Origin of the sequence: Bacillus sp. CECT 9360, assembly GCF_918741275.1 — a bacterium.
In the GTDB taxonomy this organism is placed as follows: domain Bacteria; phylum Bacillota; class Bacilli; order Bacillales; family DSM-1321; genus Peribacillus.
This window is the reverse complement of record NZ_CAKKNA010000024.1, coordinates 19,245-33,095: the sequence shown is the minus strand read 5'-3', so window position 1 is coordinate 33,095 and position 13,851 is coordinate 19,245. Positions and strand designations below refer to the sequence as shown.

18 protein-coding genes and 5 pseudogenes are annotated in these 13,851 nt (G+C 35.9%); 8 read left to right on the top strand and 15 right to left on the bottom strand.

The features are described 5' to 3' along the window. Window positions 1-127 precede the first annotated feature (127 nt). Together LQ216_RS19970 and LQ216_RS19965 are read right to left on the bottom strand one after the other, a co-directional pair. Window positions 128-1,060, bottom strand: a pseudogene (locus LQ216_RS19970) (transposase); the annotation flags it as partial. Window positions 1,061-1,305: 245 nt separating this feature from the next. Beyond that, a pseudogene (locus LQ216_RS19965) lies at window positions 1,306-1,443 on the bottom strand (IS110 family transposase); the annotation flags it as partial. Window positions 1,444-1,787: 344 nt separating this feature from the next. Here LQ216_RS19965 and LQ216_RS19960 point away from each other — a divergent pair. Next, the gene (locus tag LQ216_RS19960) at window positions 1,788-2,021 is read left to right on the top strand and encodes a hypothetical protein (RefSeq protein WP_230131380.1); all 234 of its coding nucleotides are present in this window, start codon (window positions 1,788-1,790) and stop codon (window positions 2,019-2,021) included. Window positions 2,022-2,233: 212 nt separating this feature from the next. Here LQ216_RS19960 and LQ216_RS19955 read toward each other — a convergent pair whose 3' ends face one another. The 4 genes and pseudogenes from LQ216_RS19955 to LQ216_RS19940 form a co-directional block, all read right to left on the bottom strand. Next, entirely contained in the window at window positions 2,234-2,917 is a 684-nt protein-coding gene (locus LQ216_RS19955; protein WP_230131378.1) for a DUF421 domain-containing protein, read from the bottom strand. A gap of 834 nt (window positions 2,918-3,751) precedes the next feature. Continuing rightward, window positions 3,752-5,155 (bottom strand): annotated as a pseudogene (locus tag LQ216_RS19950) (phospholipase D-like domain-containing protein); the annotation flags it as partial. Next, complete coding sequence (locus LQ216_RS19945; protein WP_230131374.1) at window positions 5,124-5,390, bottom strand: hypothetical protein; 267 nt, start codon at window positions 5,388-5,390, stop codon at window positions 5,124-5,126. The pseudogene LQ216_RS19950 and the gene LQ216_RS19945, both read right to left, overlap by 32 nt. An 84-nt stretch (window positions 5,391-5,474) precedes the next feature. Beyond that, window positions 5,475-5,681, bottom strand: coding sequence for a DUF1657 domain-containing protein (locus LQ216_RS19940; RefSeq protein ID WP_025910027.1), 207 nt, complete (start codon window positions 5,679-5,681; stop codon window positions 5,475-5,477). A gap of 692 nt (window positions 5,682-6,373) precedes the next feature. Here LQ216_RS19940 and LQ216_RS19935 point away from each other — a divergent pair. The 4 genes from LQ216_RS19935 to LQ216_RS19920 all read left to right on the top strand — a co-directional run bounded on the left by LQ216_RS19935 (window position 6,374) and on the right by LQ216_RS19920 (window position 7,870). Beyond that, window positions 6,374-6,655: a hypothetical protein gene (locus LQ216_RS19935; RefSeq protein ID WP_041844980.1), complete on the top strand. Its 282-nt coding sequence runs from the start codon at window positions 6,374-6,376 to the stop codon at window positions 6,653-6,655. Window positions 6,656-6,668: 13 nt separating this feature from the next. Then, window positions 6,669-7,016 (top strand): spore coat protein, encoded by a 348-nt coding sequence (locus LQ216_RS19930; protein WP_041903726.1) that lies wholly within the window; start codon window positions 6,669-6,671, stop codon window positions 7,014-7,016. Window positions 7,017-7,194: 178 nt separating this feature from the next. Continuing rightward, window positions 7,195-7,389: a hypothetical protein gene (locus LQ216_RS19925; protein ID WP_041844978.1), complete on the top strand. Its 195-nt coding sequence runs from the start codon at window positions 7,195-7,197 to the stop codon at window positions 7,387-7,389. A gap of 154 nt (window positions 7,390-7,543) precedes the next feature. Continuing rightward, window positions 7,544-7,870, top strand: coding sequence for a hypothetical protein (locus LQ216_RS19920; RefSeq protein WP_041902469.1), 327 nt, complete (start codon window positions 7,544-7,546; stop codon window positions 7,868-7,870). Between the two features lie 632 nt (window positions 7,871-8,502). On the opposite strand, the pseudogene LQ216_RS19915 reads toward LQ216_RS19920, so the two are convergent. The 5 genes and pseudogenes from LQ216_RS19915 to LQ216_RS19895 form a co-directional block, all read right to left on the bottom strand. After that, window positions 8,503-8,916: pseudogene (locus LQ216_RS19915) on the bottom strand (stage V sporulation protein AD); the annotation flags it as partial. Next, window positions 8,916-9,395, bottom strand: coding sequence for a stage V sporulation protein AC (gene spoVAC, locus LQ216_RS19910; protein WP_041844976.1), 480 nt, complete (start codon window positions 9,393-9,395; stop codon window positions 8,916-8,918). The pseudogene LQ216_RS19915 and the gene spoVAC, both read right to left, overlap by 1 nt. Window positions 9,396-9,412: 17 nt before the next feature. Beyond that, complete coding sequence (locus LQ216_RS19905) at window positions 9,413-9,886, bottom strand: YhcN/YlaJ family sporulation lipoprotein (protein ID WP_230131372.1); 474 nt, start codon at window positions 9,884-9,886, stop codon at window positions 9,413-9,415. 79 nt (window positions 9,887-9,965) lie between these two features. Beyond that, window positions 9,966-10,172, bottom strand: coding sequence for a DUF1657 domain-containing protein (locus LQ216_RS19900; protein WP_041844991.1), 207 nt, complete (start codon window positions 10,170-10,172; stop codon window positions 9,966-9,968). Then, on the bottom strand, window positions 10,169-10,447 hold the full coding sequence (locus LQ216_RS19895) for a DnaB-like helicase N-terminal domain-containing protein (protein ID WP_230131371.1): 279 nt from the start codon (window positions 10,445-10,447) through the stop codon (window positions 10,169-10,171). Before LQ216_RS19895 ends, LQ216_RS19900 begins: the two co-directional genes overlap by 4 nt. Before the next feature lie 738 nt (window positions 10,448-11,185). Here LQ216_RS19895 and LQ216_RS19890 point away from each other — a divergent pair. The 3 genes and pseudogenes from LQ216_RS19890 to LQ216_RS19880 form a co-directional block, all read left to right on the top strand. After that, a complete protein-coding gene (locus LQ216_RS19890) occupies window positions 11,186-11,395 on the top strand; it encodes a YuzF family protein (protein ID WP_031538343.1) in 210 nt (69 codons plus the stop codon). 24 nt (window positions 11,396-11,419) lie between these two features. Continuing rightward, entirely contained in the window at window positions 11,420-12,310 is an 891-nt protein-coding gene (locus tag LQ216_RS19885) for a manganese catalase family protein (protein WP_230131369.1), read from the top strand. Window positions 12,311-12,328: 18 nt separating this feature from the next. Then, window positions 12,329-12,445 (top strand): annotated as a pseudogene (locus tag LQ216_RS19880) (cell wall hydrolase); the annotation flags it as partial. 128 nt (window positions 12,446-12,573) lie between these two features. On the opposite strand, the gene LQ216_RS19875 reads toward LQ216_RS19880, so the two are convergent. The 4 genes from LQ216_RS19875 to LQ216_RS19860 all read right to left on the bottom strand — a co-directional run bounded on the left by LQ216_RS19875 (window position 12,574) and on the right by LQ216_RS19860 (window position 13,712). Next, window positions 12,574-12,861, bottom strand: coding sequence for a transposase (locus tag LQ216_RS19875; RefSeq protein WP_230131366.1), 288 nt, complete (start codon window positions 12,859-12,861; stop codon window positions 12,574-12,576). A 26-nt stretch (window positions 12,862-12,887) separates the two neighbouring features. Beyond that, window positions 12,888-13,046, bottom strand: coding sequence for an IS66 family transposase (locus tag LQ216_RS19870; protein WP_225310838.1), 159 nt, complete (start codon window positions 13,044-13,046; stop codon window positions 12,888-12,890). After that, window positions 13,046-13,444: an IS66 family transposase zinc-finger binding domain-containing protein gene (locus LQ216_RS19865; protein ID WP_225310836.1), complete on the bottom strand. Its 399-nt coding sequence runs from the start codon at window positions 13,442-13,444 to the stop codon at window positions 13,046-13,048. Before LQ216_RS19865 ends, LQ216_RS19870 begins: the two co-directional genes overlap by 1 nt. 73 nt (window positions 13,445-13,517) lie before the next feature. Continuing rightward, the gene (locus LQ216_RS19860; protein WP_039238838.1) at window positions 13,518-13,712 is read right to left on the bottom strand and encodes a hypothetical protein; all 195 of its coding nucleotides are present in this window, start codon (window positions 13,710-13,712) and stop codon (window positions 13,518-13,520) included. Window positions 13,713-13,851: the final 139 nt, after the last annotated feature.

Below are 13,851 nucleotides of genomic sequence, written 5' to 3'. Positions count from 1 at the left end.
CAGCGAGTAGAAGTAATCAGATTAAATGGGGATAGTTATAGAATTAAACACAGAACTACCATTTTTGGAGAGAAAAGTGTTCAAAATTAATTAGCAAAAAGTGTTCAAAACAACTTGACGGTTACACTGCTTCGCCTAATATCCCTGCTAATGAAATTTCACTTATACCCTTTATCATAAGGAGTTTCTTTACGAATGGTATTTGATTGAGAGCTTCTTTTACTTGTTGTTCAACTCTTTCGAGCTGTTTTACTACTAGGTCATATTCTTCTAACAATTGTTCTAAGTGAAATTTATAAGCATCTAGTGCTTGTCCAGTTCCAATAGAGGACTTTGCTAGACTGATCAGTAATTGAGCTTTTTTAAGTCCTGGTTGTCTTTTCATTAAAGATTTCCAACCCGACATGACATCTAGTGGTTCCATAGAAGATATTTCATTTGGTGTAGGAAACAACCGGAGGGTTGCGATGGCCCCTTTGCACGAAACATCTTTAAACACTTGTCGCAGCTCTGGAAAGACAACATCAACCCATCGATTTATTTGATTAATAGACATTACGAGACGTTTTACAATCACATCTCGATTAGACATTAGAACTCTAAGTTTTTCAAATGATTCTGATGTTGGGCGGATAAAGGAATAATAGCCATTCTTGACCATATCCGCGATAACGAGCGCGTCTTTTTTATCACTCTTTGATTGGGTATTATCGCGATTTTCTTTATTCCTTTTTACTAAGTGTGGATTGACTGTTACTACCTCAATGTTTAGGTTATATAACCATTTTGAAAGGTTAAGCCAGTAATGTCCTGTAGGTTCCATACCTACTATTGTTGCATCTAAGTTTTTTAGTCTTTTTAAATCTTGTATCCAGTTTACTAGTTTAATAAACCCATCTTCATTATTTTCAAATGTAAGAGGGTCTCCAACTACAATTCCACGGAAGTTAACTGCTCTTGCAACGTGTAGTTGTTGAGCAATATCAACACCAACAATAAGATGTGTATCGGAAATTCTTTCTACTAGTTGATTTTGCTTGTCTTGCATTTTAAAATTCATATAAGGCTTCCTCCTTAAGTGTTTGAGTTAGAGTGGTGTCTATACTCATAATCTTACTGAGGGGCTCTATTTTTTTCAAACCTGATATTTAACGATCTACAGGAATGCTAAACCAGCTAATAGTTTGTCAACATTTTTCAATAAAAAGTTTATTAGACTCATGATATACTAAAAAAGTTCATGCCAAATAACCTTCCGATGTACTCTAATTGGAAGGTTTTGTTGTATTTAGTTATTTTTAGGTCCTAAGCTATATCTTGGAAAGTTGTTCTGCTTTTTAGTAAGGCATATATCCAATGTAAGAGCTTATTTACACAAGCAATAATAGCTACTCTAAAGGGTTTTCCTTCTTCATGTTTCTTATCGTAAAACTCTCGCCGTTGGGCATAGATAGGGACAAACACCATTTCCCTTATCTTATAAAACCTTGGTTCATAGCCCTTGTAGCGTTTTTGTAATGTACTAGTCATATCGGACATACATGCTGTTTATCCCTTTTTCTCGGAAAACCTCCCCATCAAAACGAATCTTTGTTTTTCTCAAGGCATCTATAATTACACTGCCAACGGCAGAGCAAAGATACACAAAACCCAGAAGGCGATTAACAAAAATGTATTAAGTTATCTCATGAAAAACTTTATTCCAAACCGCACGATTGAATATAACGATAATCGCGTTAGTCGGTTCATTGCCCAATATGGTAAATGTGCTGTTTCAGGAATTGAACTTGGCTTTAAATGATTGGCACAGTCATCATAAAAATCCCTATCACCTTTCAAAAGATGATAGTTATTCAAATTTGATAGTGTTACATGAAGGTGTTCACCGACTCGTACACATGAAAGATATTGATAAAATCCAGTCTTTACTTAATGCTTTACAATTAAACAATAAGCAAAAAGAAAAGCTCAATGAACTCCGCAAACAGTGCAATAATAAAACAATCCGACTTGGAGAATAACTTCGCTTCATTAATATACATAGAAATTGAATGAATTGGATTAGTTGGAACGCCGTTGGTGAAAGTTTCATGTACTTTGTTAACAGGGGGAAAAGGCGGCGATAACTTCAAACCCTAACCTATCTGTATCAATAAGGAATAACAATGAAGAGCCAGAATTATGCAAGTTTATATTCACCAAGAAAATTGATATGCTCTTATCCTAACAAATTTTATTTAGGACTTACATGTATGCCTTCACTCTCTCGCCAATCTGCGTAGAGTATACGCTTTACATTATCATATCCATTGGTAGTTAATTGGTTATCTAACCACTGTTGATCAAATCCGAGTTCATGTAAATTATCCCATAAAATTTCCCCATCTATAATTAACGATGTTGGGAGGTCTACTGGACTTTCTGGAAGATTGAAATCCTGCTTTTCGGGTTTTTGATACTTCGATTGTAATAATACACTTATTTGCCCATTAGCTTCCAAAATACCGTATTTGACTTCGCGAACAGAAAAAACCTGATTTTGTCGAAGTATACTTAATACTTGATTTACATCCAATTTGTTCTTTTTAAGTAACTTTCTATCCATTACACCATCCCGAATAATGATGTTAGGATCGCCCAAAAGAAGAGAACGTATCGATTTATTTTTTAGAGTCAAGAACTCTATCCCCAACATAAGAAACGTCCACAATCCGATGGCATATAAAAAATGAAAAATCCCTACCTTATCTTCATAAATGGTATTTCCTAAAAGATCTCCAAGTACTAACACAAAAACTAAGTGAAACGGGGTTAACTGATAGATGGATGTTCTGCCTGTTATGATAATGATAAAAAATAAAGTTGCAAAACCAACGATGACTTTGATCGTCAGTAAACCAATATTAACTTCTTCCAAAGTTTTTTCCTCCAATTTAAATTTTACTTAGTTGTAAGATCTTGAGGTTTAGATAAAGAGGCTAGTTTTAGTATTAAAGCTCGAGTTACAATTCCAACAATGATGTAATATATGAATGAATAACTGTATCTCCACTCATAATAATACACAAGTTCGACCCACTCGGAAAAAGGTTCACCAATAAAGGCGTATGTGAGTACCATAGTGATTTGTGCGATTATAAAAATTTTCCATGTTCTAAAATATTGATATAACAACATGTAAGCTACAGGTATCATTGAAAAATCAAAGGGAAAGGCCCTAGGAATAATAGGTAGAATGCAATTGGATAATCCCAAAACCTATATTGTAAGCCAACTACATCTAATAAGGTTGTTGTTATGATAATTATGGTACCAAATAACAAAATTTCTAAAATAATGTCTCGTTTAACAAGTTTAGCCCATATAACCCAAGGCACAACTAAAAAAACGACTAGTATCCACCATTCCCAAGTTAAAAACTCATTTTTTAGCCAACCATTTAATTCTAAATGATAGAGCTTATCTTCTAATAAACGTATTTCCTTAAGATTTTCAAATATATTATCTATTGATATCACCTCTATATTTAAATGAAAAGGTAACAGATATTTTTGAATTCAAACTCTTTGAGCTGCCTTTTTAGTATTACCGTTTTTTAGTAATGAATTTCCATCGTAAATAAGAAAAAACCCATGTTGGAAGTTCTTATAATATACGGGTTTTCGACTTTTTTTCAAATAAGTCAGAAATATATTAAAAACAAAGTTAAATCTAGATTTAAGATAGAACAATAAAAACAGGATACATCAACTTATAATAATGGAGAAAGCAGACGAGCACCTTGTTCAACAATGCGCTCGGTCAGGGATCGTTGCAACAAGTCTTCAATTCTTAATGGTACAGAATCAGTAAGATCCCTCTCGAACTGCTCTGTGAGTTCCCTTGCCACATCAGCACTGTACACGACTTGACACACCTCATAATTCAGGCGAAAACTTCTCATATCATAGTTTGCTGCGCCTACTTCTGCAATTTCCTCATCAATGATCATCAGTTTCGCATGTAACATTCCTTTATTGTACTGGTAGATTTGGACCCCAGCTTCTATAAGTTCCCCGTAATAGGTACGACTTGCATAGCCCACGCTTTTTTGATCAATGTGGCGAGGAACCAGCAATCTTACGTGCACACCACGAGCTACTGCTGTCTTTAATGCCATAATGATATCTGTTTCTGGTATAAAGTAGGGCGTTGTGATATCAATGGTTTTGGTTGCTTGTGTAATTAATATAAAGTAAGCTTGACGAATAACTGGTGTAGGAATTCCAGGATTTCCTTCCAACGTGTGAATGTATGCTTTTTGAAATTCTCCTGTCTTTGTTGGGGTATTGTCTGTTTTACCTTCTATAGTCCATAACTCAAATCCGAATTCAGCAGACCACCTTGAAAAATCTATGCTGCCGGTTGGATTGATTTCCTTTGAATTATATTTTGGGATTTTAGTGGGCTTTTTCGTTGCATCAGAATTTGTTTTTGACTTTATCTGTTCTTGTACAGCAATATTCCAATGAACGTCGAAGATAGTCTGCAAGTCGTCTGTTGCTTCCCCTTTAATTTGCAAATGAGTGTCCCTCCAAAATCCTACGTCTGGCTTTAATCCTGTATATTCATACCCAATGTTCATACCGCCAGTAAAGGATTCCTTGCTGTCAATCGTGACAATCTTACAATGATCGCGATAATTCCAATTGGATAAAATCCAGGGAAAGCGTAAAGGAAATATTGTCCGACATTCTATCCCTGCTTCCACCATCTGAAGAATTTTTTGACGCGGAAATTTTTTACTCCCCCAACCATCTCTAATAAAACGAACCCGCACTCCATTTACTGCTTTTTCAATCAGCAGTTCTGTGATGGTATTACCAATTTGGTCGTCCCGATAGATGAAGTATTCTAAGTCAATAGTTTTTTTGGCATTTTGCAGGGATTCGATAAGTTGTTCATATTTTGCTATTCCATTGTTAAGTACTTGGACTTTGCCGACTCGAAGCCCGTCTACAGTAAAATACTTTAAAGCATTGGCGATTATCGATGCTGAATCACTAAATGTATCAGGTAACTGATTAGCCTCATTATGAGAAGAGGTCAATCTTTTACGTTGAATAAACTTGGGATTTGATATGCTAAGATATAGTAAGAAACCAATGACAGGCAAGATCTTTATCCGTATTGACTGCCTTTACATCAGAAATTCCATCCTTCGTGATAATCTTTTCTTTTGTATGATTAGCAACAGATTGGTCGATTGGCTTGCTGGTATGTACTTGTGAAATACTCAAATCATTATGATCCTGACCTAATTGATTTTGGTTACTGTTACATCCTGATCCAAAGGGGATGACTGTAAAAATCAAAAGAAAAATTTTCAATTTTGTTGTTTTGTCTTTCATGAATTCACCTCTGTTTTTTATCCAATATTGAAGGGTCTAAAAAAGGTTGGTAAAAACTTAACCAACCTTTTTTTGCCTTATTAATTATTGTTGTTTGTATTGAGGTTCTTCTTGTTCAATTTCTTGAACACGTGGCTCAATGCTGTCTACAACGGATTGAGTTTGGTTAGCGGCATCTTGGTAAAGTTGCTTTGCTTGTTGATTCTCTGTACTGAGAGCAAAAGTTTCAAAGCTAGCCTGCGCACTTTTCAATCCCGCTAGAGCTGTCTTAACGTCATTAATAACTGTCATGACTTTCACCTCCTATATTTTTCTTTGAAACCTTTCTTAGAATGTTTCAAGATAGAAATGTTTATTCATACAAAGTTTTTAAAATTTAAATTATACTTCTTATCTTTTAGGAAAAAATACTCTTGGCAGGAAAAAATTAAGGAAGGGAGAATAGGGTAAATTGGACAGTTGAACTTTTATAAAAGCTGATGAAAGTACAATTGTTTTACCATTCGAGGGGAATTTTCTTTTCGAGAAGTAAGACTGGTATGCTTTTTTATTTAGAAATGAGTATTGATGCAGTTTGTATTTTTCATTAAATAATAAAAAAGAGGTAGACGGAGTATGTATAAGGACTATCTTGAAACGATTTCAGGACCAAAACCACGAGCAAGGACTAAGCAATTTAATAGAAATATAAATCAGTATTTTTCCCATCCTATCATACATAAGGAAATTAATGGTGATAAAATATATGTTGCCTTGGATCTAGACAGAATCTGGAATAGGATCAATTAATATTTAGTTAAGCGACAAATACTCCCCACCTGCGTATAGGTGGGGAGTATTTAATGCCTATAGTGAAACCAAAGGGATGATATGTCCAAAGGTGGCTGGTTCTTTAACACTAGTCTAAAATACCTGCATATTTTTGACCACTATGTGGCAATCTACCCAAGTGATTACAACATTGTTAACAAGGAGGAAACATCATGCAACAACCGCAGACGGGTATGGTTAATCAACAAGCACAAGCTTTCATGACGCAGCCGCCTGAAATAATGTCAACAAAGGATCATCTCTATTTAAACGATATGTTAAGCTGGAATCTACTTGCGATGAAGAAAATGCATTTTTTCGCTCAACAATGTCAAAATCCAGAAGTAAGAGCAGCACTTGAACAAGCTGGACAAATGCACGACCGACACTATCAACAGCTGCTTCAACAGATGCAACAGTATGTAACTCAACCTTCACAAAATATGAATCAATAAGGAGGATACGATAGTGGAAAATAATACTCCAAACAAAATTAAGAATCCTGAAACACCAGTTCCCAAGACGCCGCAAATGAACGATAGAGATTTTCTAAACGATGCCTTAACTACGGAAAAATATATATCTTCCTCATATTCGACTGCATTAAAAGAAGCAAGCCATGGGTCGTTGTATCGTACAATTGCGTCTATTTCCCAAGAAACAGAAGACTGTCACCGCAATCTATATAACTTAATGTTTAAAAACGGATGGTATGCTTTGGAAAAAGAAACTCCACAAACTATTCAACAATCGGTTCAACAATTTTCTAACTACATGCAAAGTCAAGATCCTTATAGAGGCAATTTAATACAATAAAGAACACGTGTTAAAGGAAAGCAAACTCAGGGTAAAACAACAATAATTATGCAAGACAAAAGGTTGGTTGGATGTTAACCAACCTTTCTCTTCTTTAGAACCTTCCTACAAACGTGTTCAAAGTATTAAATTGCTCAAATCCTGCCATATAAATACTAAAATAAAGGTTGTGTTAAAAATGAATCAAGAAACTAAAATTGCAAATGAGCTTCAGAAAATGTTGACTGAAAATCAAATCCCTGTTTCCGTCCAGGAAGATATTAATGTGCTCTCTGAAAAATTAGCTAATGGAGAACTTACACTTGGTGAATTAGAAAATAAAGATCAGTTTGTAGTAGAGGTTATTCAAAAAGCAAAAAATAGAATCGGATAAAATAGGGAAACTTTGTAATATTATCATACATAATTGCCTCATTTTTAATTTTATTACTGTATTTCATCAAATTTCTTTTTTAGACTATCTGAATAAAAAAAGAATAAACGTAAAAAATAATTTAGAAATTACAACAATCGAAAGGGCGGTAAAGATGAATCATAAGTGGATGAAACTTTTATCAACAGTTTTTCTTTCAATGTTCTTGTTATTAGGGTGTAATAATGGAGATGACGATAATAATCCACCACCGGAGGATGTAACTCCAGGGACAGAGGAACCAATTGAAGATCCTGAAGACGCAACAGATCCAGATACTATTGATGAAAATAATGTCACCCCTGATACAGAAGAATCAATTGAAGATGCTGAAGACGCAACAGATCCAGATAATATTGATGAAAATAATGACAACACTGATACAGAAGAACCAATTGAAGATCCTAAAGATGTAAATGACGCAGATAATAAAGATGAATAAGTTTATACACCGTTTGTTCTCAAACGGTGTTCTTTATGGTGCGCCCGGCATGGGCTATAACTTGGTGGTGAAAGTCCACTACAGGCTTGGCAGTAGGAACTGTTAGCTAAAGGCAAGGGTGTCCATCGTGAGGTGGAATCTGAAGGAAGCCGGAGGCAAAATCCCGAACTGACGAACAGAAACTGTATAAAAGGCTGAATTGGAATGGATGAGTTTGCCAAACAAAACAAAGTCCGATACTGCACGAGTTCCATACAGTAAATACAGCAGTTACATGGGAGGAAGGTTGTAGTTCTTACCCGGGGAGGTCTTACAAGGGTTCCCGACAAGAGGGATGTAACATCCCACAGGAACAAACTTGTCAGCAATGGCAAGTTGAATTGTAAGAAGTCAGCAGAGGCCATAGTAGTTCCTTCGGAACGAAGGGCCGAACAATAGTAATCTTGGAGGAATACGGAGGTGAAGACAGTGCAAAGACCACAGAAAACATCGAAAGATGGCTATATGCAAAGGGATAAGTTGGAAACTGAAGAGTATGCAAAAGCGTGCAGTACTGTCATCAAAGAAGTAGGAAGCCAAGATGGTATCGATTTAATTGATAAAGTGATTGATGATAACAACCTTCTTATGGCATGGCTGGATGCTCCGGTTAATAAATATTTCGCTCCTTTGGTATTCACGATATAAGCACCTAGGGCCAATCCTTCCATAGACGTAGAGCAGGCACCGAATAAACCAAAATACGGGGCTCCAATTGTTCGACTAGCGAAACTTGTTGGGGTGATCTGATTGATTAGGTCCCCAGCTAGGATAAATTGAACTTGATCCTTTTGGATGCCCCCTTTTTCCATGGCTTTTTGACAGGCCTCTTCAAAAAGGATTTTATGTGCTTTCTCATAGGAATCCTGTCCAAGCCATAAATCAGCATGAAGGAGATCGAAATCTTCTGCGATTGCTCCGTTTGCTTCAAATGGTCCACCAACTGTTCCAGTAGAAAGTATGACGGGTTTTTGTTCGAAGATCCATGTACGATGACCTGCGAGTATCATAAACCACCCCACCTAATTAGAATTGTCTTTACTAATGCAATAACAAACGCAGAAAAAACACCAAATAATATAACAGACCCAGCTAATTTAAACATATTACCTCCGACTCCTAATACAAACCCTTCGGTTCGATGTTCAATAGCAGCTGAAATGACAGCATTGCCAAAACCGGTAACTGGAACTGCTGAACCAGCTCCTCCAAATTGAGCAATTCGGTCATAAACCCCAAAACCGGTAAGAAGCATAGCAATAAAAATTAATGTACCCACAGTTGGATTTCCAGCCGTTTGGTCTGTAAAATCAAAATAATAAATAAAGAAGTCTTGAATAACCTGGCCAATAAGACAAATCAGACCACCTGTTATAAAGGCCTTTATACAATTTTTAAAAACGGGTCTGTCGATTTCTCGATTTTTTTGCAATTTTTGATATTCTTGTTGCACCGGGGTTAGTTGTTTCTTTTGATTATTTGACATAGCTTGCCCCTTTCTCTTTAAGTTTTCTCTTTCATTAGATTTTTAATTTTATTTAAATCTTTTTTTAAGCTCTTCTTATCTGTGTTGCCTTTTTGAAGTTTCTGTTCTAATTGTTCCAATTCCCACATCATTTTTTTATCTGACGAAACAATTATTTCATGGTTTGGGTACATTTTTTCCAAGTCGGATTTTATTGACTTCTCAATTTTCTTTAATCGAAAGCGATCAAAATTATCAACTTTTATTGCTGCAAAAAGCTCTTTTTCTGTATTCACAGCCTTTACATCTGAAATTTCTTCTTTGGCAATAATTTTTTCTTTAGCCCTATTGGCAACTGATTGATCGATGGGTTTAGTCGTATGTACCAGTGAAACACCTAAATCATTGTTATCCTCATCTAACTGATTTTGGTTATCGTTACATCCTGTTCCAAACCCGATCACGGCTAAAATGGAAAGAAAAATTTTTATTTTGGTTATTTTGTCTTTCATGAAACCATCTCCGTTTTTCCCATTATTTAAAGGAATTAAAAAAGGTTGGCCTCCCAACCAACCTTTTTTATCTTACTCATTATTGTTGTTTGTATTGAGGTTCTTCTTGTTCAATTTGTTGAACGCGTGGTTCAATGCTGTTAATAACAGATTGGGTTTGTTTAGCAGCATCTTGGTAAAGTTGCTTTGCCTGTTGATTATCTGTACCAAGAGCAAATGTTTCGAAACTTGCTTGTGCACTTTTTAAGCCTGCTAGAGCTGTCTTAACATCATTTATTACTGTCATGATGAATCCTCCTTGAATTTTTTTTTTAAAGCCTGATTTTCTACTTCTGTCAAAAATGTCTCGTCATATTCAAATTCCTGTACCTCCGATAAATATCTTATATTTTTTGCTGCTTCAATTCCTCGCCTACGCAAGGCTTTCGATTTTACCAAATCACAATAATAAATGGTATTCGCTGTAGTTGGTACTGAGCCAGCTAATTGAGTAAGATAGGTTACGCCGCCCACATCCTCCAGTATCCCTTTTTGATTTAGTTGTTCGGAAACAGTGACCACATCAATATCTTTATAGCCACCCTTTATACTCTTTAATTCTGGTTTTAATTCTTCCTCTGGAATAAGTAATGATAAGGTTTTGAATAGTTTGTCATCACCTTTGTTGCTTAACTCTGCTGCTAATTTATTTACATACCAATTAGGTGCTCCTGTCGCAATTAATCATATCGGCACATGTTTCAACAGATTTTTCAAAGCGATAAATAAATACAACTTCAATATATCTTTGTCCATCTTTCGAGTGCGGCTTAATGACTTCTAATTTTTGAAATAGGCCCGAGATTTACTGGTGTTCCATACAATTATAAATTGTTATACACAACTTCCAGTAGCTTGATAATATTGTCTTGACGTTGAAACAGTTCGTCCTGACGTTGAAATAGTTTGTCAAGAGTTTTCGTTATACTTTGAATGGCATTACCTGTGCCATAAAGTTTATTCTTGAACTCTACAAGCCCTTGCTTTATCTTTTCAATTTTATTGTCAATTACATCGGCGTATGCGAGCCATAGTATAAATTCGTACATAAAAGGATTAGATTAGTCATTCCTAGGTCCAGTTTAAAAAATTGGGTATTGCTAGGCCTAGTTTCGTATTGCAAAAAATGTGCTATTGCCGTTTATTATTTTCAGGATAGTATTTAACAACAAGAGTCAAATTGAACAGTTGTTTTTCAGTCTTTTTTCATATCGAGAAACATATACTCAGTAAGAATGACTTTAGAATAGGAGGATCTAAATGACAAACAACAACCTGTTAAGCTTTTATGATCCATATGTTTATCAGACATTAACAACCATTGTTGGTAAAATTGTTACTGTTCAAACCATAAGAGGTAGCGTTCGTGGCTCCTTGAAAAATGTATTGCCAGATCACATTGTTGTCGAATCTAACGGAACTCCCTTTTTTATTCGTACCCAGCAAATTATTTGGGTTTTTCCTGGTTAACAAAAAGGAAGTGGAGGGGAAATAATGTTTAAAAGAATAAATAAATTGGCAATTGAACTTCCTATACCCGCACACGGCGATATGAATGCTGCAGCAGCAGTACAAGAACTCTTGGGTGGCAAGTTTGGGGAGATGTCTACCTTAAATAACTATATGTTTCAGTCTTTTAACTTCAGAAATAAAAAAAAGCTAAAACCATTCTATGAGTTAGTGGCAAGCATTACAGCAGAAGAATTTGGTCATGTAGAACTTGTTTCTAATACGATTAATTTGTTATCGGTAGGTAATACTTTTCCAGGGAATCCGGATATCACTCCACTTCAAAATGGGAAGGATGCGAGAAACACCCACCATTTTATTTCTACAGCTCAAACGGCTATACCAGGTGATTCAATGGGAAGACCTTGGACTGGTGATAATGTTTTTAATAGTGGAAATCTGGTTTTAGATTTAACACATAACTTTTTTCTAGAGATTGGTGCACGTACACATAAAATGAGAGTTTATGAGATGACTGATAACCCAGTTGCTAGAACCATGATTGGGTATTTACTTGTTCGTGGAGGAACACATATCCTCGCCTATGCGAAAGCAATCGAAATTGCTACAGGGGTAGACTTGACGAAAATGCTTCCAGTTCCAAATCTTGATAACTCACAATTTGATTATGCCAGACCGTTCATAGAAAAAGGCTTAAGCAATGTGCTATTCACATGGAGCGAAACAGAATACAGGGATATCGGAATGATTTGGAAAGGAACAAATCCGGAAAATGGGCAACCGCTTGAAGTGAAAATTGGTACTCCTGAAGGCGGACCAATTCCAAACTTAGAGGAGTTACCTGAAGAATTTGCTCCTGGTATTACTAGGGACGATTATGAATTAATCAAAAAACGTCTAATGGAAAATTTATAATAGATTTTTTGTAGGAAAGTTTTTCAACGACCTGGAGGATTTGAAGCAACTATAAGAGGATATTTTTACCAAGCAGCTAGAGAAACAGAAATTAGGTTAGCAAGGAGACTAATTAAAGGAGAACGATTTCATCCATTACTTCCTTTGAGGTAATGCTTTTCTTTTGTAAGCCCGAACTATAAAAAATAAGCATACCTTAACCGTACGCATCATAAATCACCGTATATCATGATTTTTTTAATCAGATATACGGTGATTTCATTTTATCTGCCACATTCTGCTTGGATCATTTTTGACCAAGGCATATATTGATTTAAAATTTCCGAATGTTGATAGATATCAAGATTCGGAAAATCCGTCAGTAACTTCAAGAGATAACGATAGAAATCCACTCCGTTTGCTTTTGCCGTTTCTGCGATACTTAAACAGATGGCGTTGGCTTTTGCACCAGCTTCACTGACGGAAAAGAGCCAGTTTTTTCGACCCATCACATTTGGACGAATGGCATTTTCGGCTGGATTATTATCAATTTCGATACGGCCATCCTTCAAGAATGCTTTTAGTCCATTCGCTCTGTTCAGAGTATATTCAGAAACAGGACAATCGTTGGACCTTGACTGGGCACACTTCGATAGACCCAATTGGAAAGGTTCTTATCATTCGTGTTCAGGCCATAACGCTCCCATTCCTTTACCTGACGGTAAAGAGGTAAGTATTGTGAAAATTTATCATACATCACTTTGGAAGTACGCTAGGACTTGCGATGCTACGTTGAATGGGAGGTTGTGGCGCTTTACCACGTTTAATCTGCCCTTTTTGTAATGAATCGCTTTTGCATTTTTTACATTCATAAGCGTGTTCAATATGTTGAACTTTCATCATTTTCGCAGGAATAAATTTCGCCTCTTCACGCACGATTGTACTGCCCATTTCTATCATTTGATCATGGCAACCGTCACAGATTGTATTTGCTGGATGATGGTGAATAGCTTCTATTTCAATATCTTCACGCAAGGAATCATTTCGTTTTTTTGGTTGAATTTTTCGTACAACAGTATAAGAAATGGTCTGTTGGCTTTGTTCTTCTGTGTGATCAGGATCAGTAAAAGACGGGTCATCCTCAAATAAGGACACTTGCAAATTCCTTTTCTCATAACTGTCTTACCGCAAATGATATAAATGTTTTTAACGCTTGTATAGTCGTGTTTCACCCATTTTTCAACTCCCTCATGACCGCTTGGATGATGTGCTCATCTACACCGTTAAAGAAGGAAATTTCAGCGTTTGCCGTTTTAATCGTGCAAGTAGGATTGGAGGAAAGCACTGTTGGCTTTGTTGCAGAATTATTTTCGTTTTCGGTATGTAATGTAACGGGAACAATGGTTAGTTTTTGTTGTGGCATAGGAAAAGCACCTCCTTTTATTGATACATGTATCGTACCAGGAGGTGCTGCGTGTTTATATGCGTTGTTTGAATGGGGGCTTACGGTAATCTTCACAAATAGACGTTAGTAATTTATTTTTAAAATAGAATATGTTCTT